Below are 26,891 nucleotides of genomic sequence, written 5' to 3'. Positions count from 1 at the left end.
TAGATTACCCTTGCTCGAACCAGCCCTCGACGATCGGTTTATTATTCGTGGTTTCAATCATCTTGGTCAAAACTTTAACCAGCGCGGTCAGCTCCTCTACCCTGTTGTTAAGATTAGTCATGTCCGAAGCGGACTTGCCGCCGGCGCCCGTACCCGTGCCGGTGGCCTTCCCTATAGTCGAGACAACGACCGTGCTCTGTCCGTCGTATATACGACGCTCTGTGCTGTAAACGCTTCCCGCGTCATTATACTCCGCGACCGTGACCGCGCCCTCGCTGACAGAGACCTTCGTGCGATAAGTGCCGGGCGGATAATTTTTGGAATAAAGACCCGGCCGCGGCGCGCCCGGCGTGCCCTGCATAATGATCGAACCGCTCTCTGTCGTACTCACCGGGGCGGCCGTGCTCGCGATTATAGTAGTGGTGCCGCCGGATACCGCTGTAGCGGTGCCGCCGCCGGAAGATGCTGTAGTGGCGCCGCCATCGAATGATGTGGTCGCGGGAGCGGCAGGGGTTGAAGTTATCACGGTGGTGTTCTGGGATATCTTACTGAGGCTGCTCTTCATAAGTTCGAGCTGGTTCGACAGCTCCTTCAGCGACGCGGCTTGAGCCTTCATATCACCCACGCTCTTAACTATATTTTCGATCTCATTAGCGACATTCTGCGCGTTCGTCCTGGCGTTCTTCGCGTCCGCGGAGACCGTGGTAAGGTTCAGGCTGTCCACGGTAGTGTTAAGGCCGTTAACCTTTCCGAATATAGTGGTGGCGGCCTTCGTATCGACTGAACTTCCCAGCAACCCTTCGATAGCTTTCTGCCTCGTATAGACTTTCGACACAGCATCACCGACGGCATCTACGGATTCCTGCACACCCGCGCCAGCGGTATATAGCGCCTTGATAGTTAAGGTCATGCTGTCCTTGGAATTTTTGGTGCTCTCCGAACATGCGGCTGTGAATTCGCCTGCTCCCCAATCTTCTTTGGCAGTAACCTCGTATTCGTATATACCTGTGTTGCTTATCTCTTTCATCTTCACACCATTATAGTCCGGTAGAATGGTGCCATCTTCCTTATATATAGTCATTGTAGGAACCAGTCCGCTCGCTGTGCGGTATCTTATCTTTATCGAGTCGTCAGCCCTTAAGACCGTATTACGCGTGAGCATCTCGCTCATGACTCCTTTTGCCAATTCAGACACAACCTTCGTCGGCAAGGTAGTGTTCACGCCTTCCAGGATAGATGCCGCCGAACTCTGGACATTAGTGACCTGTGAGCCAACATTGGAAACGTTAGCGTTAGCGGCGGCCACCTGAGTGCCCACCGTCTCCACTTTAGCGCCGACCTCGGCAGCCTTAGTATCCACTCTGGTGCTGACAGCCGCTACCGCAGTCTGCGTTTTGGCTATTTCGCCGACCACCGTTTGGCCGGCGGCCACACCCAACTGGGTTATTATCTGTTTAGTCAGTTTCTGGCTGACCGTCACGGTAAACGTCGTGCCGCCTTCATATGTGCTTCCGTAAACGCCGTCGGTGCCAAGGCCGCCATAACTTATCTTGCATTTTACGAAATACGTCTTTCCGGCTTCCAGCGCCTTGCCGAATAAATTAGACGGGCCTTTGGACAGCAGGATGTTGTCTACTGTAGTTTTATAGGTGGCGCCGATGGTCGAATAATTGCCATCGGAGTCGGGATTAGGATCGGGAGCGCCTATATTTATCACGTTGAGCGCTGTCTCATTAGGCTCATAAGCCTCGATCGTGGCGGGGCCCATCTTATTTACGTCATTATTCACTATCAGCTTGCCGCGCCGTTCCAGCCATATCCTGATCGCCAGCGACTCATTATCTTCATCGTAGGCAAAACTCGACATTACACGATAGTCCGCCGTAGCTTCAGTGAGGCTGGTCATATACTCCGTCCAGTTAATAACATTGTCATATTTGCCGTCAGAGGCGTCACTCGCTACGCTGACAGCCTTCTCCGGGCTCAAGGTAACATACTTATCCAGATTGTAGATGAAGGTATATGTCCCATAAGGAAGAGATATCATAAATGGGTACGGCGGCGCCGGCGTAGTCTCAGGTATCTTGTCTACGCCATTAGTATCTTTAACGGTAAAAGTAAACCCGGTTAGCGTAGTCGCGTTGGTTGTATCCTTCACCGTTATATAAATTTTGTACTCTTTATCAAGGGTGACCTGGTCGGACTCCGGCGTAGAAATACCTCCGGCGGAAGCTGTCACGGTAAAATATTTAGGATATGCCGCGTCGGCGGGAGCGCGAACAGCATAATGATCGAAGGTGGCTACCCCTCCGTTGGCCGTGGCCTTATTGGAAGCACCGGGAGAGAGCGATAAGCCGTCTGGAATACTCACTGTTATCTCCCTGTCATCCGAAGCGGTATTGCCGTAAGCGTCGATTACCGCGACGATGAATGCTTTCCATGGGGCGTCGGCTACCGCTTTAACTGCCGGCTTGGTGCTCCAGGAGAGCTGGGAGCCGGTGCCGCCTCTGACTGTAACCATCAGCCTGCCCTGGCCGGTGGAACTGGAAACCACCTGGTGGCCCAAATACGCGGCCGAGGCCAAGATGGTGGCGGTCTCTGCCTTATATAGATACATAGTGATCGTAGATGTGCTGACGCCGGAGGCAAAGTATATACTCGTCGGTTCGCCGAATGCTTTACCGGATCCGGTATAATCTGTGCAGGTTGGCCCATAGTCCCTGTCCGACTGCACTACGGAAGCGCCCGAAAATATAACCCTCGTCCCTACCCCGTGATCATCAAAATCCTTATCTATATTATTATTCTTGTCTTTGGCCGTAATTGTTATATTCTTGGGCGTGCCGGCATCCATATTAGAGTCGCCGTTTATCACAAGGTTGGTAGCTACTACATCAATGGCTGAACCGGCGGTAACCGGGTCAACCACGTCCGCGAACACTGAAGTGCCCGCGTCATTAAGAGTTATATCGTCACGGGCATTGATCGTAAATCCAAGGATCTTTCCATCCGCTCCGGCGGGCAGTGAGTTCTTGATGGTAATGCTGAGCGTATATGTCCTATTGGCGTTATTCGGCACAGTATATATATTCGCGGTTCCCGTGCCGAAGGTGATAGCGTTCGCTTCTATAGCGCCGGCTATTTCAACTGTGCCGTCGCTCAGGACCGCGTCTTTTATGTATTGTGTCCAGTCAAGCGCCTCATAAGCGTCTGAACGATTGATCACGATCTTCTTTATCAGTCCGACCAGGCCGTCAGTGCCCGCGTCAGTGATCTTAAACGCGAATACCGCCGTTTTATCGGTGCTCGCGTTTGCTATGGATGAGACTGTGGGATTGGCGGATACCGCGGAAACGGTCAGGTCCGTGCCCGCGACCACATTTATTCCATTAGAATAGATATCGGCAATGTATGGATAACCTGATACTGACGCCTGGGCCCTGAGATATATTATTTCAGGGTAAGTATAGTTCACGCCTGTGAATGTCGCCACACCGCCTGACGTAGCTACAAAAAGGCCGCTGGCTGGACGGAGTACACCATTGATAACCGACGTATAAGAGTCGCGGGTAGTAGAGGCCTTTAACGTTATCTGGCCAGGGGTATTTACGCAGATATTTCCATACTGGTCAGAGATGGCTACACATGGCTGTTGTCCCAGCGTCTGATTAGCTAAACAGGATGTGGACGGTTGCTGGGTAAATCTGATCCTGTTCGGCACAGCCGGGCGCACGACGATACTATTGGACGGGGTTCCGGCGCTTAACCCGGTAACGCTTGGAGCTATCTTAATAGTCTGCGCGTAATAGAGCGTGGCGCTAAGCGGCGTGGTCGAGCGGCCGCTTGTGAAGTCGACCGGGTTGGTGTAAGCATCGGTGCCGGTTTCAGGGCCGTTAACTATCCCGGAATTGCCTGTCGCGGCATCGACCAGCGGCCAGCCGATGGTCTTGCCGGTACCGTTATAGGCCGGCGCAAGGTTTGCCCCATCGCAGATATTCGAGTACAGGTCCACCGCGTCCAGGGTCGTATCAAAATTAAAGGCTGTGCCCGCGGTCTGGGGGCTGAGAATATTATCATGGAATTTCAGATGGTGCGCGGCGCCGTGTTTTACCGTTAAACTTAAAGGAGTCGGCGTAGTGATGCCTGAGGTCGCTGTGATCTGCGCTGCTTCGGCCTTATATGGCGTAAATATGGTGGTTGCCGCGCCATTGGCGAAACTTATGCTTGTGCTCTGGCCAAACGCCACGGGTGTGCCTGTTATGTTAGCGCCTACGGCTTCACTGCCGTGGCCCGAACAGGTCGGCGCCGTGCCCAGCGCTGCGCTCGAGGGAGACGGAGAGACGGTGGCACCGGAGAATGTTACATTAAAAGTGGCATTCAAATCGGTTTTCACGTTATCATATATATCACGGGCTTTTATGCTGAGCGTCCTTGGCTCACCTACTGTCATCGGGTCCGTATTTGCCGCGGTAACTGTAAAGTGATGCAGGCTTTCCGGCATAACAGTGAAGCCGGTGATGGAACCGACCCGATGGTCAGCATCCAATCTGACATCTGTAGTGGTAGCTGCAATGTTAGCGGTTCCAGTTACGGAGCTTTTGAAATAGAACGTCGCTGTACTGCTTCCGCCCGGAACGGTCATCGTAGTGATCGGAGCGCTCGTACACGCGGCATCGCTGTAAAACGCCCCCAGAGACGGAGTGGCGGTAATATTAAATGCCATAGGTGTTGTGGCAATGGTGCTCGCGTTATCGTAGGTATCCTTAATATTTATACTGAACGTGGCGACAATACCCGCATTCACGGACGCCGGGCCGTCCAAAACCGCCTTATAAGCCGGCGATGGGGCAGCGGTGGCAGTGAAATCAGCCGGCGTTAAATTCGAGTAAGTCGCCCTGACCTCATAAGCGTCAGTTCCCGCTATCATTCCCAATGTGAATAGGATCTGAGGTACCTGAGCCTTGCCTTCCGCGTCAGTGACAGCCGTAGAGCTTGACAGGAAAGAGCCCGCGCCGGTGGGTTGGGCCTTTATCGCGAAGTTTATGGTCTCACCCGCGATAGGCTGAGGGATAGTCTCGCTATCTAAAAGCTGGACCACAAGAGCGAGCGGCAGCTGAGTGGCCACAACCGCCGACTGGTGATTGCCGCCAAATATGTATAGTGTCGCCGGGACGCGGGCGGAGGCGCTGAAGGTAACGGGAGATCCGGCAAGCGAGCCGGATGTTGCCGTTACCTGATATGTGCCTTTAGCGTTGCCCAGAGTAAGATGAGTGGAAGCCTGGCCGTTTGAGCCGGTAGAAGTCGTGGGTGTATCCAAACCGGCGTGAGTTGTTGTGCCGGCAGGCTCGCTCGATACCGCGAAAGTTACGGCTGTGCCGGAATTAACGGGGTTGCCGTAAAGATCGCGAACGATAGCCGCTAAAGGATTGGACAATGCGCGCCCTCCCAATCCGCTCTGGTTGTTGCCTGCGGCTAGCCCTATACTGTTTGCCGTGGTGCTGTCCACCGTCACCGCGCAGGGGAAGACGCCGTATGGCGGCGGAGTTTTATTATAATCCGCTGCCCTGAGGTTTTCCGTGCCTTTGGCATAAGCAGTTAAGGCAACCGCGGTACCTGTTAAATTATATGACTGGCCCGCTACGAAATTTATTGAAGTAGGGGCGCCAAAGGTTACCTTAGTCGTGGTTCCTATCGTGGGGGTATAACCGTTTATCGAGCTCAATCCCGAGAAGATAAGGCTCTTCACGCCGGCATAGTCTATGTCTATATTCTTATTGCTATCAGTGGCCCTTACCTGGAGATAAGACGCGATGCCCGCGATAACGTTGATCGCGGCATTATTAGGCGGGGTCTGATCCACGATCTCAAAATTCGATACATTCACCGTGATCTGCCCGACAACAGGCGTTATCTTCCCGCTGTCTGTCGTCATCCTCGACGATACGCCCATATCTACACCGATGAGCGACTCATTCGTAGTGAAATTGTAGCCCTGTTTGTCCGTGGCGGTCAACTTCGAGGGTTTCATATAGATCTTTACCGTATATTCTATCTCGCCGCCATCCGGTATCGTACCGTCGGCCGCTATTGCGCCCAGGGTCGAATCGCTGCGGGCATCAGGTTCGTTTCCGAAAACGATATAAGTGGTGGAGCCGTCAACCTCGAAACCTGAGGGCCCGGCAACAAAAGTAACCTGATGGTCTCCCCCGTTATTCGCCCTTAATTCCGCCCAGGCGATATCGGTCGACGCGCTCGGCTGGGCCGTGCCGGTAATGGCTATCTTTATTCTGTCTATCAGAGTAGGAGTCCCGTCATCACCGGCGTCTTTAATCTTAAATTTCAGGACAGTGAACTTCTCGGTCTCGATGTCATTCGTAGGAATGAGCGGGAAGCTTGCCTGCGGCTGGGCGGCAGCCTCCACTGTAGTGGACACGCCTGAGCTAAGCTCGATAGCCCCGGAATAGGCGCCGGCAAGATTACCGGAACTTGCATATATATATATCGTCTCCGCGATGTTGTATTTAACCCCGGCGAATACCGCTTCTCCGTCTACCGCGGCCAACGGGTTAGAAGTCGCCGATAACGTGCCGGCGGCAGGATTAAAAAATATTCCGGCGGTCGACGCGTTAATCTGGATTTCATCCGTATCCGCGGTCCGGTTGCCGTATTGGTCCCTGATGACTACGACGGGCTGCTGGGTTAAAGCGCTATTGATAATGCCGGTGGCGGACGGCTGTGTGGTGAAGACCAGCTTAGCCTTCACATCCGGATTAACGGTTACCGTCAGGGAATAATTATCGGCGGTGGTAATAGCGCCAACGGTCGCTTTTATCAGCACCACCTCTTTCTTATACAGGGTAATAGTGCTTGTGCCTCTTCCGTTTGTGAAGGCGATCGTGGTGCCGGTACCAAAAACTATAGACACGTTATTCTTGTCTTTGGCTTTAGGCGCGATTTGATCCGCGGAAAGCCCGGCGTCTGAGAAGACCACCGTCTTGTCCCCTGTGTAAGCCGGGGTGCGGTAACCAAGGTTATCATACGCCTTTATGACTATATCCTTAAAGGTTCCGGCTGTCAGTGTCGTTGCGGTCGCATAGGATGATGTTGTGACGTAGAACTGGGCGGCGACGACGGAGTTGGCGGTATAGCTCGCGGCATTCGTCGCCGGGATGGCGGCCAGTGCGTTGGCTAAAGTCGCTTTGTCCCGCACACCGCTTTCCGTAGCGATAACTAAATATGAGGATGAGCGCGCCTTGGCTATATTGGCGTCGTCCACCAGCGCGTTAAAATCTTTCGTGGTAAGCTTGATGCGCAGCTTCATGTTGTTAGTCGAGCCTATAGCATAGCCGCCCGCCAGCATATTGTCATACGGGTCCTCGATATAAGTATTGTTCGACGCGGCTAAAGTATAAGCATGGCCCGAGTCATCCTGTATCGTGAATTTCGTCTGATCGAATGAGCTTATGGCGACAGGTTCGTTAAAGGTCATCTCCACCATATGCGTATTCATATCCAGCGTCCAGCTCGACAACCCCGGAGCCGTGATATCCGTCGTATAGTTCGTGACATTCATCGCCAAAGATCCGGTGATAGCTGTTATAGGGTTATTATACAGATCCATAAAGGCTGCCGAGGTGATGCTGAGGCAACTGCTGTTCTGGGCTTTCGCGAGATTAGCGGTAGCCTTAATCGTATTTCTGTCCGTATCGGATAACGTGATCGTGATAGCCGTGCCGTTTGAGCTTGCGGTAGTGCTGTCGGTTAATGTATAGGAAGCGCTCGGTGAAGCAATTGTGTTCTGTATCGTTATGCCTGTAGCGGCAAGGCTGGCGGCGGTTATACCGGCGTTGAAATTAAGCGTAAGAGTTCCGGCATTCATATTCAGGTCCCAGCTCGTCACGCTGGCGGCAGTGATAACGCTTCCGGCGATCCCGGTCAAGCTGTCGATAGAAGCATCCGCGGAAGTTCTGGTGGCGATAGAATACGTCCCTGTAGTGCAAGGGGCAGTCGGGTTCTTTATGTTAGTGAGAATGATCGACTTGGCTCCCGCGCCCGCGGATGTGCCGCCCGATCTGGTAATGATGGCCGATGGGCCTTCCACTGATACTGAGAAATTTCCATCTATGCCTGTCGGGGCGCCGGAGACTGCCGTGGCGCCGCCGGAATTAAACGTAAAGTTGCTGGGGAGGGTAACTACGATCTTGCCGTTATTCGGAATAGGGTTTACCGTGGTAAAGTTCACCGTTACATTGCCGCTTACCCCCGCGACCAATGATGCCGGCAGGACACTGGCATTAGTGAGCGTGCCGGTGCACACCCAGTTGATATTATTTCCGGAGTCCTTGGAATTAGCGGCGGAGATAAGATTAGAAGCGTTAGAATCCATAACATCCGTATAGACAGGCGTAACTGTGGAGCCTGAGGCATTAGCCAGGTTCCATCTCGTCCCGGGCGCGGAGCTCCTTAATGTGACCATGTTCGATGTGCCGGTGCCGGCGAAGCTCAGTAAGCTGTTGGCGGGCGCGCTGATGGTCTTGCCCGCGGCAATGGTATATGTCCCGGGATTAAAGGTCATGATATTAAGGGCCGGGATATCGGAATTAATGGCACAGGTCCCGGAGAGCGTCACCGTCGAGGCGACGGGAGCGAACGCGCCGCCCGAGAGATTGATATTACCGCCGGTTATTGCTATGGTCGAGTTTGCGGCGTCGAATGTCCCTCCGGACAATGTAAACGGCCCGTTTACGTTAACAGCCTGTCCTCCGCAGTTAAATACGCCGTCTGCCTGAGCGTAGCCGCCCGACCCGGCAGTAACTGTGCCGGCCTGGGTGATGGTTCCCGTGTAACCGCTCAGGATATTAATGCTCTTTACATTTGCCGCGGCATTTATAGTGCAAGCTCCCTTATGGTCGCCTGTAAATAGGATCTCCGCCGTTCCGGTCGTCGTGGGAACACTGACCGTGCTCCAGGCGGTGGCGTCGGACCAGTTCTTAGCGCCATCGGCGATCCAGATCGCAGCGCCGCCTGTGCTAAAGGTCCAGTTAAGGTTATGCTGTGTACTGCCGATACAGGCTGTGGCGGCGATAGTATTGCCGGAACTCGCGTCGGAGTCTTTAACATCCAGATAGCTCATGAATGTGGCTGTGGCCGCGGGCGCGACATTTATGTTCCAGTAGGAACCGGTGCTAGTACTGCGTAATAGCATCTTGCTCGATCCGCCGGTGAGGCTTATGTTATTGGCTATCTTTACGGTCTTGCCTGCCTCAAAGTTGAGTGTCTTGCCTGCCGCCGTAGAGGTCAGGTTGTAGAAAGGCATAGTATTAATGTTAGGGCCGGATTTTAGACCATATAAGGTGGCGGCGCCGGTGCCGATATAGTGGAAGGTGGAGGTCCCGGCATTCAAATTCGAAGCGCTGTTCCCTTCTCCTTCCGGCTGCCAGTCTCCGGAAATGTTCCATGTGGATGAATTAAGATTTACGGTATGGCTGCCGGCATTATTCGGAATGATACCAAAGGATGTTACATTTACCGTGCCCGATCCGGAGTTAAATGTAACGGCTCCTTGAGCGCAATCTTTACCTAAATATATGAGCCCCGGAGTAGAGCTGTAAAGATTATAATTATTCGCGCCGTCATTCAGGCTAAAGGTGGTTGCAGGGAGCCCTGCATCCGCGTAGATATTTAAACTGCCCGCCGCGGTGATATCTCCTGCCAGTTTATAGCTGATAACTCCTTGAGGTTGATCGACGCTATTATTAAACTGAGCGTAAGCTTCTACTTGCGCTGTGCCATAGTTACCTGCCGGGATAGTTACAGTGATAGGCTCCGCTACTCCATCCATTGCGCCGGGAGCCGGTGGAGCAAAGCGGATAATCGCGTTATTACTGATCGTGGAACTATTCAAAGCTAAGGAATCGCTATCGTTGTTACGCAAGGTTAAAGCTACCTGATCGGTGCCGTTACGAGTGAGTGTGCCGCCGCCTAAGATGAGGGTATTTAGGACCGGTATATCATCACTTAAGACAGGCGGAGTAAGCTTGGGAGTTAGGATAGAACAGACGCCACGGCCGTATAAGAATGAGCTTGTGCCTAAACCGGTCCAGGTAATGCCATCAGAGGAGTAGGCAATGGAGTTAATGCTACCTCCTACAGCCACGAACTTGGAGCCGTTCCAGGCAATGCCATGGCCATAGGGTGAGAATATACTGTAGCCTAAACCGGTCCAGGTAATACCATCGGAAGAGTAGGCAATGGTGTTGTTACCTTCTCCTACAGCCACGAACTTGGAGCCGTTCCAGCAGACACCATGGCTATAGGGTGAGAATATGCCTGCGCCTAAGCCTGTCCAGATAATGCCGTCAGAGGAGTAGGCAATGGAGTTAATGCTACCTCCTACAGCCACGAACTTGGAGCCGTTCCAGCAGACGTTATAGCCATATGAGAATATGCTTGTACCTAAACCTGTCCAGATGATGCCGTCTGAAGAGTAGGCAATGGAGTTGGTGCCTTGCCCTACCGCCACGAACTTGGAGCCGTTCCAGCAGACGCCACGGCCGTTGGTTGAGAATACGCTATGAACGGTCACTCCTGTCCAGATGATGCCGTCTGAAGAGTAGGCAATGGAGTTGGTGCCTTGCCCTACCGCCACGAACTTGGAGCCGTTCCAGCAGACGCCATAGCTGTAGCTTGATAATATGCCTGCGCCTAAGCCTGTCCATGTGATTCCGTCGGAAGAATAGGCAATGGTGTTGGCGCCGTTACCTACCGCCACCCAGATATTCTTGGAAGGGTCACGAGCAACTGTGGTGGTCTTCCCGTTTGCCGCGGCTGAGAGGTTATAGAAGCTTGTAGTATTCGGGCTGGTCTTTATAGTGCCTGTGTCTGTAAGGTTAACTGTTGAAGTGCCCGGATTAAGTACGATGTTATTGCCTGAAGTATCCCAGTCCCCTGCTACATTCCAGGTGGATGAATTAAGATTTAAGATATGTGAGCCGCTATTATTAGTGGAAGGAACGAGCCCTGTAAGTGAATTAAGAGCTACCGTACCTGTCCCTGAGTTAAGAGTAATATTGCCATTGGTAACTTCATCCTTACCTAATATAAGTCCGGAAGAAGCAAGATTATAGCTATTAGAGCCATCATATAGGTTAAAGATGGTTGCAGGCAGGCCCACATCCGCATAGATGTTTAGGCTAGCCGCCGAGGTAATACTGCCTCCTAACCGATACGTGAGGGCTCCTTGAGGCTGTGTAATGCTTCCATTACGCTTGGTATAGGCTTCGATCCTGGCTCCGCTGTAGGCACCTCCTGGTATATTGACAATCGTATCACTTGCACCGGCTACAGGAGCGTATCTTATGATCGCGTTATTACTGATGGTGGAACCGCCTAATGTTACTGTAGGAGTAGCGCTAGTTAATGTTAAAGCTACTACGTCGGTGCCGTTACGAGTGAGTGTGCCACCACCTAATGTGAGGGCATTTGAGACTTTTATGTCATCGCTTAGGATGGGTGGAGTAAGTTTAGGGGCAGGAGAAGAGGCGATAGCATATCCATCACCTGAGAATATCCCGGACACGGTCGCTGCCGTCCAGATAATGCCATCGGAAGAATAGGCAACGGAGGTGCCACCGCCGCTGTAACCTACCGCTACAAAGCGATTTCCGTTCCAGGCGATATTGGTGCCATAGATTGAGAATATGTTTGTGCTTACAGTACCCAGACCTGTCCAATTAATGCCATCGGAGGAATAGGCAATGGAATTGGTGCCGCTTCCCGTGGCTACGAAGCGGGTGCCGTTCCAGGCGACACTTGTGCCGTTATTTGAGAATACGCTTGTACCTAAACCTATCCAATTAATGCCGTCGGAGGAATAGGCAATGGAATTGGTGCCGCTTCCCGTGGCTACGAAGCGGGTGCCGTTCCAGGCAAGACCGCGGCCGTTGGACGAAAATACGCTTGTACCTAAGCCGGTCCAGGTGATTCCGTCAGAGGAATAAGCAAGGGTGTTATTCGTACCATTGCCTACTGCTACGAAGCGGTTTCCGTTCCAGGCGATATTGGTGCCATAGATTGAGAATATGTTTGTGCTTATTGTGCCTAAACCTGTCCAGATAATACCGTCAGAAGAATAGGCAATGGAATTGATGCCACCGCCTACTCCTACCCAACGGGTGCCGTTCCAGGCGATGCCGTAGCCTCGGGTTGAAAATATGTTTTTTGAGTTAGGCGCTGCTATCCATGTAACACCATCAGAAGAATAGGCGATAGAATTGGAAGTACTACCCATTGCTACAAAGCGGGTGCCGTTCCAGGCGATACCTTGACAAGCCTGATCCAGTATACTTGCCAAACTTGATGATTTGGTCCAGTTAACTCCTTCATTAACAGAGTAAGCAGCGCTATTAGGGTTATAACCTCCTGCCACCCATATATTCTTAGAAGGATCCCGGGCAATTGTCGTAGTCTTGCCTGAGGCGGCGGCTGAGAGGTTATAGAAAGTAGTAACGCTGGGACAAGCCTTAACCGTGCCGTCTCCTGTAAGAGTAACGGTTGATGTGCCGGGGTTAACCGTAATGTTGCCTCCTGAAGAATCCCAGTTACCTGAGATGGTCCAGATACTTCCTGTTCCTAAATTCAATGCGCGGGCTAAGGCTCCTGTGGAGGTGAAGTTCGCCGCGTTTACATTATAGGTAGCGGCGTTAAATGTGCCTTGGGTTACAGTGAGGGCTGTTGTAACCGTGATATTTTTAGCCAAAGTAAGGGTGCCGGTGTAACCCGTATCTAAAGTGAGGCTATTAACTGACGTATTAACCACTCCCGTATCGAAACTGCAATTTGAGGTTGAGGTGGTGTTAAAATAGACGTTGTCGCCCAAGGTCGGCACAATTCCCGTGGACCAGTTAGTCGGCGTCGACCACTTGCCATCGCCTGAGGCATTGAGCCAGTAATTATTACCCGAGGCGCCAAAATACCAGTTGGTGTTATTGCTAACATTTGTAGAATTATAAGCGACAATACCTTTCCCGATCGAAGCATCGGAATCTTTGACGCTTAAGTAATTCATGCCGGTGGCTGTGCCCGCGACATTTAAATTAGCGGTAGTGCCTGCTACGGTAGAGTTTAAGGTCAGGAGATTAGCGCCCATCCCGGTTCCGGCAAGAGTTAAGTTATTCGCTACCGTTACGGTCTTCCCTGCTTCAAAGTTAATGGTCTTGCCTGCAACGGTCGAGGTTAATTTATAGAACGGCGCTGTATTGTTTAGGCTTAACGCGTCAAAGGACGTATCATCGCTTGTGAGCGCGCGGATAGTTGCGGCATTGGTACCGGTAAACACTATTGTTGATGTGCCAGGCTTTACCGAAGCATAACGGAAATCGACATTACCTGCTACATTAACTGTGCTTGAGCCAAAATCAAAATAACCGTGGCTAGGGCTGCCTGATTGGTTGACATACATATTTCCGCCTATTGTATGCGTGCCAGTTTTAAAAAGAATTTGACCATAATAAACGGTATTCCCCAAGTATAAATTTCCGTCTACAGTAAGATTTTTGCCGTTAGTATCTAAGATGGCAGTTGCGCCAGAAGAACCGCTGTAAATAGAAAGATATCCACCGATATGCCAATTATCAGTCATAGTTAAAGTAGCAGTATGCCAATAAAAGTTTACGCTTGAAGTTGTAGTCAAAGCGCCCTGGCTTCTGTTACCACTTAGATCGATATCTATAGTAGAAGAAATAACTGAGCCTGCGCCTTGAGCGATGAAATCATTAGGGGGATAATAAAATACTATTGTTGATCCTCCTGTAACAACAGCGTTATTCCCCAGAATGAGACCTTTCGTCCAAATATCACTTGTTAAAGTCGCGGTAACTCCGGCTCCCACCTCAAAGGTTTTATTAAATATATTACCGCCGTTAGCATTTTTAATATTACCGTTGGCTGTCATCTTCCAGTTGCCATTGGAATATAAACGGTTTCCTTCGTTGACAATAGAAGCATTCACAAAATTTACATTTCTGCCGTTATCATTCAGTGCGCCGCCGTTCGTATTAATATTGATGGAACCGGTAACAGTTAAATCCTGCCCTGAAGTTGAGCTTAAGATAACTGTGCCGGTATAGCCGGTATCAAGGGTGAGGTTAGCAACCGTAACTGCCTGGTTAACCGAGCAGTTTGAGGTTGGGCTTGAACCTGAGACAACATTAAATATGACTGAGTCTGTCGAAACCGGCACAGCGCCCGTGGACCAGTTAGCAGCCGTGGACCATAAGCCGTCGCCGGAGGCATTGGTCCAGTAAACGATACCGACTGTACCGCCGATCCAATTATGATTCAAGCTGTAAGTGTCGATAGTGGAGTCGTAGGCAAGGATCTTCTTTCCACTGGTGGCGTCGGAATCTTTGACAACAAGATATTGCATACTCACGGCTGAGCCTTGAAGATTCAGGCTAGCGGGCGTACCTAAGGCGGTGCTCTGGAAATAGAGAGGGCTGCCTGAATTCTGGCCCTGCAATCTCAAGGTCCCTGCTATCTGGAGCGTGCTTCCGGCATTAACTTTGATAACCTTATCCACTAAGCCGCCGCTGGGTGTGTAAAGGTTATAAAGCGGCGTCGAAGGAGTGGCGGTTTTTGAACCATAGATTGTGGTGGCGCCGGTGCCGGTGATATTAACAGTGGATGTGCCAGGGACTACGCTTAGAGCGCTTGAGGTACCGCTGGTCTGGCTCTCAGGACACCAGTCACCGGAGATATTCCAGGTGGAGCTATTCATATTGAGTGTGTGAGCTCCTGCGTTATCAGCGACTATGCTTGAGAGAGGTGTAGCGGCTAAGGTTACCGCGCCTGCGCCTGAATTAAAGGTAACTGCGCCTCGAGCGCAGTCTTTACCTAAATAGAGGAGTCCGGGAGTGGCGGTATAGAGATTGTAGCTATTTAAGCCAAAGGTGGTGGAGAGGTTAGAGTCGGCGTAAATGTTTAAGCTGTTTGCCCCCGCGATATTTCCCGCTAACTGATAGCTGATAGGTCCTTGAGGCTGATCGACAGCATTATTAGTCTGGACATAGGCTTCTAATTGAGCGGTGCCATAGTCGCCTCCTGGGATAGAGACGGTCTTAGCGCTTGTGGCGTTAGCCAAAGGAGCAAAGCGGATAATAGCGTTATTGCTGATTGTGGAGTTATTTAAGACTAAGAAATTGCCGGTGTCCTTACGTAAGGTTAAGGCCACCTGGTCGGTGCCGTTACGAGTGAGTGTGCCGCCGCCTAAGGTGAGGGTGTTCAGGACAGGGATGTCGTCGCTTAAGATGGGCGGAGTGAGCTTCGGGGCGGAGCTGGAGCAAACACTACGACCATAGTATGAGAATATGCTTGAGCCTAAGCCGGTCCAGATAATACCATCGGAGGAGTAAGCGATAGAGTTAGTGCCGCCTGCATATCCTACGGCTACAAACTTAGAGCCGTTCCAGCAGACACCATTGCCTTGACTTAAGAATACGGCTTGGCCTGTCCAGATAATACCATCGGAAGAGTATCCAAGGGAGTTGGTGCCTCCACCAGTTGCTATGAAACGCGTGCCGTTCCAGGCGACGCCGTAACCAATTCCTGTCGAAAATATGCTTGTGCCTAAACCGGTCCAAGTAATTCCATCGGAAGAATAGGCAATGGAATTAGTACCCGGAGAGGTAGTGCCATAGCCTACTGCAACGAAACGCGTGCCGTTCCAGGCGACGCCATTGCCGGCGGTTGAAAATACGCTTGTGCCTAAACCGGTCCAAGTAATTCCATCGGAAGAGTAAGCAATGGAATTAGTGCCGCTGCCCACTGATACAAAACAGGTGCCGTTCCAGGCGACGCCATAGCCGGCGGTTGAAAATACGCTTGTGCCTAAACCGGTCCAAGTAGTACCGTCAGAAGAGTAGGCGAGGAAGTTAACGCCGCCGCCTCCTGCTACGAAACGGGTGCCGTTCCAGGCAATGCCATAACCTCGGGTTGAGAATATGCTTGTGCCTAAGCCTGTCCAGTTGATGCCATCAGAGGAATAGGCAAGGGTGTTAGTGCCTTGGCCTACGACAATGAACTTAGAGCCATTCCAACAAGCACCATAGCCGTTGATCGCGAATATATTTATGCCCAAACCTACCCAGTTAATACCATCATAAGAATAAGCAAGAGAGTTGGTGCCTTGGCCTGCCGCCACCCATATATTCTTAGAAGGATCTCTGGCGACTGTAGTGGTCTTCCCTGATGCCGCGCAGGATAAGTTATAGAAGCTTGTAGTGTTCGGGCTGGTCTTTAGTGTACCTGAGCCTGTAAGGTTAACGGTTGAGGTGCTTGGATTAAGTATGATGTTATTGCCTGATGTATCCCAGTCCCCTGCCACATTCCAGGTGGATGTATTGAGGTTTAATGTGTGTAGACCGCTATTATTAGTGGAAGGCACTAAGTTTGTAAGTGAGGCAAGAGCTACTGTGCCGCTTCCAGAGTTAAATGTAATAGTGCCGTTAGTTACTTCATCCTTACCTATTGTAAGGGATGTGGAGGTGAGGTTATAGTTACTGGCGCCATTTACTAAGCTGAATGTAGTGCTAGGTAGTCCTACATCTGCGTAGATGTTTAGATTAGCTGCTGAGGTGATACTGCCCCCTAATTTGTATGTTATAGACCCTTGAGGCTGGGTAACACCATAATTAGTCTTAGAATAAGCTTCTATCTTGGCGCCTGAGTAAGCGCCTCCGGGGATAGTGACGGTGGTAGCGCCTGAAGTGGCCACAGGGGCATATCTAATAATAGCGCTATTACTGATAGTGGAAGAGCCTAATGTTAATGTAGGAGTATTGCTCGTTAAGGATAAGGCTACCTGGTCGGTGCTGTTACGAGTGAGTGTGCCGCCGTTTAGTGTAAGACCATTTGTGATCTTTATGCCATCGCTAAGGATGGGTGGAGTGAGTTTGGGGGCAAGGCAAGAGGCAACGCCAACACCATTGACTGAGAATATGCTTGTGCCGGTTACTCCAGTCCAGGTAATGCCATCGGAAGAGTAGGCAATATTGTTAGTGCCTAAGCCTATTGCTACAAAGCTAGTGCCGTTCCAGGCAACGCTGTTGCCGTGGGATGATAATCCGCTATAGCCGAGTCCTGTCCAGGTGATGCCGTCAGAAGAGTAAGCGATGGAATTGGTGCCCCAACCTACTGCGACGAAGCGGGTGCCGTTCCAGGCGACGCCGCGGCCAGAAGTTGAGAATATGCTTGTGCCTAAACCTATCCATATAATACCGTCAGAAGAGTAAGCTAGGGAGTTGGTGCCTTGGCCTACTGCGACGAAGCGGGTGCCGTTCCAGGCAATGTTCATGCCGTAATCTGAGAATATACTTTTGCCGGTCACCCCAGTCCATGTAATCCCATCGGGGGAATAGGTAATGGAGTTGGTGCCATAGCCTACTGCGACGAAGCGTGTGCCGTTCCAGGCAACGCCATCGCCAAAGACTGAGAATATGCTTGAGCTTAAGCCTGTCCAGGTAATCCCATTAGAGGAGTAGGCAATTGTATTAGTGCCTTCTCCTACAGCCACAAACTTGGTGCCGTTCCAACAGATGCCAAGGCCTTGGGTTGAGAATATACTTGTGCCTAGGCCAGTCCAGATAATACCGTCATAAGAGTGGGCAAGGGAGTTGGTGCCATAGCCCGTTGCTACGAAGTGGGTGCCGTTCCAGGCAGCGCCGTAACCATTGCCTGAGAATATACTTGAGCCCAAGCCTGTCCAATTAGTACCATCAGAAGAGTAGGCAAGAGTGTTAGCGCCAACGCCAGTCGCCACCCATATATTCTTCGACGGATCCCGGGCAATCGTCGTAGTCTTGCCTGACGCGGCCGCTGAGAGGTTATAGAAAGTAGTGACACTGGGACAGGCTTTAACTGTGCCGGTTCCTGTAAGAGTAACTGTTGAAGTACCGGGGTTAACTGTGATGTTACCTCCTGATGAGTCCCAGTTGCCTGCAATGGTCCAAGTACTCCCTGTTCCTAAGTTTAGTGTACGAGCTAAGGCTCCTGTGGAAGTGAAGTTAGCGGCGTTTACATTATAGGTAGCGGCGTCAAATGTCCCCTGGGTCACTTTAAGTGTTCCGGTGACTGTAATACCTTGCGCTAAGGTCAGGGTACCGGTGTAATTTGTATCTAAGGTAAGGCTTGCGACTGTCGTATTGGTCGCTCCTGTATCGAAACTGCAGTCTGAAGTTGAGGTCGTGTTGAAATAAACATTGTCGCCCGAGACCGGCACAATGCCTGTGGACCAGTTAGCGGGTGTGGACCACAAGCCGTCGCCGGAGGCATTGAGCCAGTAATTATTACCGGCGGTGCCAAAGAACCAGTTGGTATTGTTGCTAACATTTGTGGAGTTATAAGTGATGATACCTTTCCCGCCTGAAGCATTGGAGTCCTTAACACTCAGGTAGTTCATACCGGTGGCTGTGCCTAAAATATTCAGGTTAGCTGCAGTGCCCGCGGTAGTAGAGTTTAAGGTTAAGAGGTTACCGCTTGCACCGGCAAGGCTTAGATTATTGGCTACTGTTACGGTCTTGCCTGCCTCAAATTTAATGATCTTGCTTGCCGCGCTTGAGGCTAAATTATAGAACGGCGCTGTGTTCAATACCGGAGTGTCTAAGATGGTGTCTTTATAGGCATAGTCAACTATTGAATAAATCGTGGCGGCAGTAGTGCCGGTAAGATTTACGGTTGAAGTTCCGGGAGTTACTGAGGCGCACCTAAAGTCAAGGTTCCCCCCTACGTTTACCGTGCTTTGGCCAAAGTCAAAGTAGCCATGGGTGTAGCAGGTTGAAGGAGTGTTTCCGTTCATAACAAATATTTTGCCTCCGATAGTGTGGGTACCGTTCTTAAACAGAATTTTTCCGAGAAAATCGTTGGCATACGAAGAGTCACTATTTCCTAATTGTAAGTCACCGCCTACAGTAAGATTTTTGCCGTTAGTGTCCAGGGTCATCATTCCGGTTGTGCCAAAACTTGATGAACCAAATACCATAAGGTATCCACCAATATTCCAATCTCCGGTCATGGTCAAAGTACGGTTAGCGCCCCAGGTAATCTTTACAGGTCCGGATGTAGTCAGAGCGCCCTGGTTCATGTCACCTGGACAAATCTCTAAAGTCGCAGAAATAGTTGCTCCGGTACCCTGGGTAATAAAATTATTGGTTGTAGGCACAATTATCATATAATAACCGGTAAGCACGGAATTATTTCCAAGGATAAGGTTTCTTATGTTAACAGTGCAATTTGTCAACAAATTCGCGGTAACTCCGGCTGCCAGCTCAAGGCTATTAATTTTAGAACTATCTTGAGGGCCAAAAATAGTTCCGCTGGAAATCATTTTCCAATTACCCGTAGAAGTAAGATGCACGGGCGTGTTTTCATAAGCAATAGAGACATTCTTGAAATTAACTGTTCGTCCATTATCTACTAGCGTACCGCTGTTGGTACTAATGGTAATAGAGCCTGTAACGGTTAAATCCTGTCCTGACGTTGCGCTTAAAGTCACTGTGCCGGTGTATCCTGTGTCCATAGTGAGGTTTGTAACCGTCGCTGCTTGGTTAACCGAGCAGGGTGTGGTCGAGGTAGCGTTGAATACGACTGAGTCTGTCGAAACCGGCACAGCTCCTGTGGACCAGTTAGCCGCGGTGGACCATAAGCCGTCGCCAGAGGCATTGGTCCAATAGACATTACCGACAATGCCGTTAACCCAGTTATGATTCAAGCTGTAGGTGTCAATAGTGGAAGAACACGCGAGAATCTTCTTCCCGCCCGAAGCATTGGAGTCTGTGACATTAAGGTATTGCATATTGGCGGTCGAGCCTAGAACGTTAAGATTAGCTGCAGTTCCTGCGGTAGTGCTTTGGAAATTAAGCGGGCTGCTCTCGCCCTGTCCCCGCAATCCCAGAATACCGGCTATCTGAAGTGTGCTTCCGGCATTGACCTTGATAGTTTTGTCAGTTAAGCCGCCGACAGGAGTATACAGGTTATTAAACGGTGTCGAAGGAGTAGCGGTCTTTGAGCCATAGATTGTGGTAGTGCCGGTGCCGGTGATATTGACAGTGGATGTGCTGGGGGCTACACTGAGTGAGCTGGAGGTGCCGCTTGTCAGACCTTCAGGACACCAGTCACCGGAGATATTCCAGGTGGAAGAGTTCATATTGAGCGTGTGGCTTCCGGCGTTATCCGCGACTATGCTTGAGAGAGGTGTTGCGGCTAAGGTTACCGCGCCTGCACCTGAATTAAAGGTAACTGCGCCTTGAGCACAGTCTTTACCTAAATAGAGGAGCCCTGGAGTAGCGGTATAAAGATTGTAGCTATTTAAGCCAAAGGTTGTGGAGAGATTAGAGTCAGCGTAGATATTTAAGCTGTTTGCCCCCGCGATATTTCCCGCTAGTTGATAGCTGATAGCTCCTTGAGGCTGGGCTACAGCGTTATTAGTCTGGACATAGGCTTCTACTTGAGCTGTGCCGTAGTCGCCTCCGGGGATAGAGACAGTCTTAGGACTTGAGGCGTTAGCCAGAGGAGCGAAGCGGATAATAGCATTATTACTGATCGTGGAGTTATTTAACACTAAGAAATTGCCGGTGTCCTTACGTAATGTTAAGGCTACCTGGTCGGTGCCGTTACGGGTGAGTGTGCCGCCGCCTAAGGTGAGGGTATTCAAGACCGGTATGTCATCGCTTAGGACGGGTGGAGTAAGTTTAGGAGCAGGGCAAGAGCCGATGCTGTAGCCATAGCTTGAGAATACACTTGTGCCTAAACCTGTCCAGGTGATGCCATCTGAAGAGTAGGCAATGCAGTTGGTGCCAGTGCCTACTGTTACGAAACGGGTGCCGTTCCAGGCAACATCGTAGCCATTGACTGAGAATATGCTTTTACCTAAACCGGTCCAGGTAATGCCATCGGAAGAGTAGGTAATGGAGTTGGTGCCACTACCCACTGCCACGAAACGGGTGCCGTTCCAAGCAATGCCGGTACCACTGCTTGAAAATATGCTTGTGCCAAGGCCTGTCCAAGTAATGCCATCGAAGGAGTAAGCAATGGAGTTGTTGGTGCCGCTGCCCGTTGCTACGAAGCGGGTGCCGTTCCAGGCAATGCCGTAGCCATAGGCTGAGAATATGCTTGTGGTAGTCACCCCAGTCCAATTAGTACCGTCGGAGGAGTAAGCAATGGAGTTAGCGCCAGTGCCTACTGTTACGAAACGGGTGCCGTTCCAGGCAACGTAGCGGCCAGTGCCGGAGAATATGCTTGAGCCAAGGCCTGTCCAATTAATCCCATTGGAAGAATAAGCAAGGGAGTCGGCGCCAGCGCCTGTTGCTACGAAACGGGTGCCGTTCCAGGCAACGCCTCGGCCACGGTATGATAATATACTTGTGCCTAAGCCTACCCAGGTAATACCATCAGAAGAGTAGGCAAGAGAGTTGGTGCCTTCGCCTGCCGCTACCCACATATTCTTAGAAGGGTCCCGGGCAACTGTTGTGGTCTTACCTGTGACCGCGCAGGATAGGTTATAGAAGCTTGTGGTAGAGGGGTTAGTCTTAAGTATACCGTTATCGGTAAGGTTAACAGTTGAGGTGCTTGGATTAAGTATAATGTTATTGCCTGAGGTATCCCAGTCCCCTGCCACATTCCAGGTGGATGTGTTAAGGTTAAGAGTGTGTAAGCCGCTATTATTAGTGGAAGGAACGAGGTTTGTAAGTGACGGTAGAGCTACTGTGCCACTTCCTGAATTAAATGTGACAGATCCGTTAGTTACTTCATCTTTACCTAATGTAAGGCTATTAGAGGTAAGGTTATAATTATTAGAGCCATTTACTAAGCTGAATGTAGTGGCTGGTAGCCCTACATCAGCGTAGATGTTTAGATTGGCTAATGAGGTGATGCTCCCCCCTAACTGATATGTGACAGCTCCTTGGGGCTGGGCGACGCTATAATTAAGCTTAGTATAGGCTTCGATCTTAGCTCCGCTGTAGGCGCCTCCTGGGATAGTGACAGTGGTAGCGCCTGAGCCTGCTGCGGGAGCGTATCTGATAATTGTGCCGCTACTAATCGTAGAGCCTCCTAATGTTACTGTAGGGGTGGCGCTAGTTAAGGTTAAGGCTATCTGGTCGGTGCCGTTACGAGTGAGTGTACCTCCACCTAATGTGAGGTTATTTGAGACCTTTATGTCATCTGATAGGATAGGTGGAACGAGTTTGGGGGCTGGGATGGAGCAAACGCCGTAGCCGACTGCCATTGGGACTCCACCGCTTGTCCAGGTGATCCCATCAGTTGAATAGGCGCTGCCAGGGCTTTGCCCGCCAGCGACGAACTTAGAACCATTCCAGCAGATGCCGCCTCCGAAGGTTATGAATATACTTGAGCCTAAGCCTACCCAGGTAATACCATCAGAAGAGTAGGCAATGGTATTGGTGCCAGCGCCTGTTGCTATAATACGGGTGCCGTTCCAGGCGACGCCCCAGCCATAGCTTGAGAATATGCTTGTGCCTAAGCCTACCCAGGTAATACCGTCAGAGGAATAGGCAAGAGTACTATTGCCAGAACCTGTTGCTATAAAGCGAGTGCCGTTCCAGGCAACGCTTTTGCCATAGCTTGAGAATATACTTGTGCCCAAGCCTGTCCAGTTAATGCCATCAGAGGAGTAGGCAATGGTATTAGTTCCGTCTCCTACAGCAACGAACTTAGAGCCGTTCCAGCAGATGTCGGCGCCGTTTGCGTTGATTGAAAATATGTTTGTACTGCCTGGAGCGGCTGCCCAGGCAATGCCATCATAAGAGTAGGCAATGGTATTAGCGCCATGCCCTACAGCTACGAACTTAGAGCCGTTCCAGCAGACGCCAAAGGCGCCATTACCTGAGAATATACTTGTGCCCAAGCCTGTCCAGGTAATCCCGTTAGTAGAGTAGGCAATGGAACTAGGGCCAGTACCTACCGCCACGAACTTAGAACCATTCCCGCAGATGTTATGGACGGTGGTAAGGCATGTGTTTGTGCCCAAGCCTGTCCAAGTAATCCCGTCAGAAGAGTAGGCAAAGTAGTTATTAACGCCCCATCCCCCCGCCACCCACATATTCTTAGAAGGATCCCGGGCAATAGTAGTGGTCATGCCTGATGCGGCCGCTGAGAGGTTATAGAAAGTAGTAACGCTGGGACAGGCTTTAACTGTGCCGTCTCCGGTGAGAGTAACGGTTGAGGTACCTGGATTAACCGTAATATTACCGCCTGAAGAGTCCCAGTTACCTGATATGGTCCAGGTACTCCCTGTCCCTAAGTTAAGTGTTCGAGCCAATATTCCTGTGGAAGTGAAGTTAGCGGCATTTACATTATAGGTAGCGGCGTCAAATGTGCCTTGGGTTACTTTAAGCGTTCCGGTGACCGTAATACCTTGCGCTAAGGTCAGAGTGCCGGTATAGCCTGTGTCCAGAGTGAGGCTAGCGACTGTGGTATTAGCCACCCCTGTATCGAAACTGCAGTTTGAAGCTGAGGCGGAGTTAAGCACAACATTGTCAGCCGAAGTTGGCACGCTACCGGTGGACCAGTTAGCGGCAGTGGACCACTTGCCGTCGCCTGAGTTATTAACCCAATAATTACTGCCGGCGGCGCCAAAGAACCAGTTGGTATTATTACTAACATTGGTCGAATTAGATGCGACGATACCCTTGCCGCTCGAAGCGTCGGAATCCTTGACACTTAAGTAATTCATGCCGGTAACTGTAGCGCCGCTCGCGACATTTAGTTTCGCGGCAGTGCCGGAAGTGGTAGAGTTTAAGGTTAAGAGATTGATGCCTGTTCCGGTTCCGGCAAGGTTTAGGTTATTGGCTATCGTTACGGTCTTCCCTGCTTCAAATTTAACGGTCTTCCCTGCTACGGTTGAGGTTAATTTATAGAACGGCGCTGTATTCAATACCGCATTATCTAAGGTAGCGTCTTTATAAGTATAATCCACAATACTATAGATATTGGCAGTGGTAGCGCCGGTAAGGTTTACAGTTGATGTTCCGGGAGTAACTGAGGCGTATCTAAAGTCAAGGTTCCCCCCTACATTCACCGTGCTTGAGCCAAAGTCAATGTAGCCGTGGGTGTATTGGCCTTGGCCAAGGATATATACATCACCTGTAATTGTATGATTTCCGGTTTTAAAGAGGATTTTGCCAAGTTGTTGATTGGCATAATTGACGGCTCCGTTTGATATAGCTAAATCGCCTGTTATAGTTAAGTTATTTCCGTTGGTATCAATGGTAACTACGGAGCCAGTCGCGTTGGTTCCCCATATCGTCAACGTGCCAATATTCCAATCCCCAGTCATGGTCAAAATTTTATTGTTGCTATCACGAAGGAAAACAGCCCCGGAAACATTCAAGGCGCCTTGGTTTATATTACTGGTTATACCAGTTATATGAATTGGCAAAGAAATATTTGAGCCTGTGCCCTGAGTAATAAAATTATCTGCCGTGGGAGATATCCAAAGACGATAGCTTGTATTTCCGGTAATTGTAGCATTACTGCCAAGAATAACTTTCCTCACACTTATGCTATTGGTTAAGGTCGCGGTAACTCCGCTTGCCAATTCAAGGCTATTAAAAGCTTCGGGATAATAAGCCGATATATTTCCGCTGGCTGTTTGCTTCCAGTTGCCAGTAGAATTCAGGTGATTACTTTCAGAAACAATTGCAACATTCTTAAAGTTCACTACTCTGCCGTTGTCAACAAGTATGCCGCCGTTGGTGTTAATGGCGATAGAGTTAGTTACGGTAAGATCTTGTCCTGAAGTTGCACCTAAGGTAACCGTGCCGGTGTAACCTGTGTCAAGAGTGAGGTTGGTGACCGTAGCTGCCTGGTTAACTGAACAGTTTGTGGTCGAGGTAGCATTGAACACAACTGAGTCTGTTGTCTGTGGAATAACACCGGTTGACCAGTTAGCTGCCGTGGACCATTTGCCATCACCTGAAGCGTTGGTCCAGTAGACATTACCGGCAGTACCGTTAAACCAGTTATGATTTAAACTGTAGGTGTCAATAGTGGAAGAATATGCAAGAATTGCCTTCCCGCCTGAAGCATTAGAATCTGTGACATTAAGATATTGCATGTTGGCAGTTGAGCCTGTGACGTTAAGGTTAGCTGCTGTGCCTGCGGTGGTGCTTTGGAAATTAAGCTTATTGTCTGTGCTCTGCCCCTGTAATCTCAGGATACCGGCTATCTGAAGTGTGCTTCCTGCATTGACACTGATAGTCTTACCGGTTAAGCCGCCGACAGATGTGTAGAGGTTATAAAGCGGCGTCGATGGAGTGGCGGTCTTTGAGCCGTAGATCGTTGTAGCGCCGGTGCCGGTAATATTAAGAGTGGATGTGCCAGGGACTACGCTGAGTGAACTGGATGTATCACTAATTAGGCCTTCAGGACGCCAGTCGCCGGAGATATTCCAGGTGGAAGAGTTCATATTGAGCGTGTGAGTGCCTGCGTTATCCGCTACTATGCTTGAGAGAGGTGTTGCGGCTAAGGTTACCGCGCCTGCGCCTGAATTAAAGGTAACTGGCCCTTGAGCGCAGTCTTTACCTAAATAGAGTAATCCGGGAGTGGCGGTATAGAGGCTGTAGCTGTTTAAGCCAAAGGTGGTGGAGAGATTAGAGTCGGCGTAGATGTTTAAACTGCTTGCCCCTGCTATATTCCCCACTAGCTGATAACTGATAGCTCCTTGAGGCTGGGCGACAGCGTTATTAGTCTGGACATAGGCTTCTACTTGAGCGGTGCCATAGTCACCTCCTGGGATAGAGACAGTCTTAGGGGTAGAGGCGTTAGCCAAGGGAGCGAATCTAATAATAGCGTTATTACTGATCGTGGAGTTATTTAACACTAAGAAATTGCCGGTGTCCTTACGCAATGTTAAGGCTACCTGGTCGGTGCCGTTACGGGTGAGCGTGCCGCCACCTAAGGTGAGGGTGTTTAATACCGGGATGTCATCGCTTAGGACGGGCGAAGTAAGCTCGGGAGTAAGGCAAGAGGCAATGCCGTAGCCAGCGGAGAATATACTTGTGCCTAGGCCTGTCCAGGTAACGCCATCAGTTGAGTATGCAAGAGTGTTTATGCCTGCGCCTGCTGCTACGAAACGGGTGCCGTTCCAGGCAGCGCCGTAACCATTGCCTGAGAATATGGTTGCACCACAACCTGTCCAAATAATACCATTGGAAGAGTAGGCAAGGGTGTTAGTGCCGCCACCTCCTGCTACAAAGCGGGTGCCGTTCCAGGCAGCGCCGTTGCCAATGGTTGATAATACGCTTGTACCTAAGCCTGTCCAGGTGATGCCATCAGAAGAGTAAGCAAGGGTGTTAGTACCGTAGCCTGTTGCGACGAAGCGGGTGCCGTTCCAACAGACGCCTGAGCCATAGCTTGAGAATATGCTTGAGCCTAATCCGGTCCAGGTGATGCCATCGGAAGAATAGGCAATGGAGTTAGGGGCATAGCCTACTGCTACGAAACGGGTGCCGTTCCAGGCAGCGCCTTGGCCTCGGCTAGAATACATACTTGAGCCTAATCCGGTCCAGGTAATACCATCAGAGGAATAGGCAATGGAGTTAGTGCCATGGCCTACTGCTACGAAACGGGTGCCGTTCCAGGCGATGCTGTTGCCAGTGGTTGAGAATATGCTCGTGCCCAAACCTATCCAGGTAATACCATCAGAGGAGTAGGCAAGGGAGTTATTACCGGTGCCCACCGCCACCCACACATTCTTAGAAGGATCCCTGGCAACTGTAGTGGTCTTCCCTGATGCCGCGCAGGAGAGGTTGTAGAAGCTTGTAGTGTTCGGGCTGGTTTTGAGTATTCCGTTATCTGTGAGATTAACTGTTGAGGTGCTT

The 26,891-nt window shown here is 50.6% G+C and carries 1 protein-coding gene; it reads right to left on the bottom strand.

What is annotated here, in order from left to right; translation table 11 throughout:
* Nucleotides 1–4 precede the first annotated feature (4 nt).
* Complete coding sequence (locus NTY76_06325) at nt 5–26,761, bottom strand: hypothetical protein (protein MCX5678706.1); 26,757 nt, start codon at nt 26,759–26,761, stop codon at nt 5–7.
* Between the last annotated feature and the right edge of the window lie 130 nt (nt 26,762–26,891).

Source organism: Candidatus Omnitrophota bacterium (assembly GCA_026387175.1).
Taxonomy (GTDB): Bacteria; Omnitrophota; Gorgyraeia; order 2-01-FULL-45-10; family 2-01-FULL-45-10; genus CAIMPC01.
The sequence above is the reverse complement of the archived record's forward strand: the minus strand, read 5'-3'. Positions and strand labels throughout refer to the sequence as shown.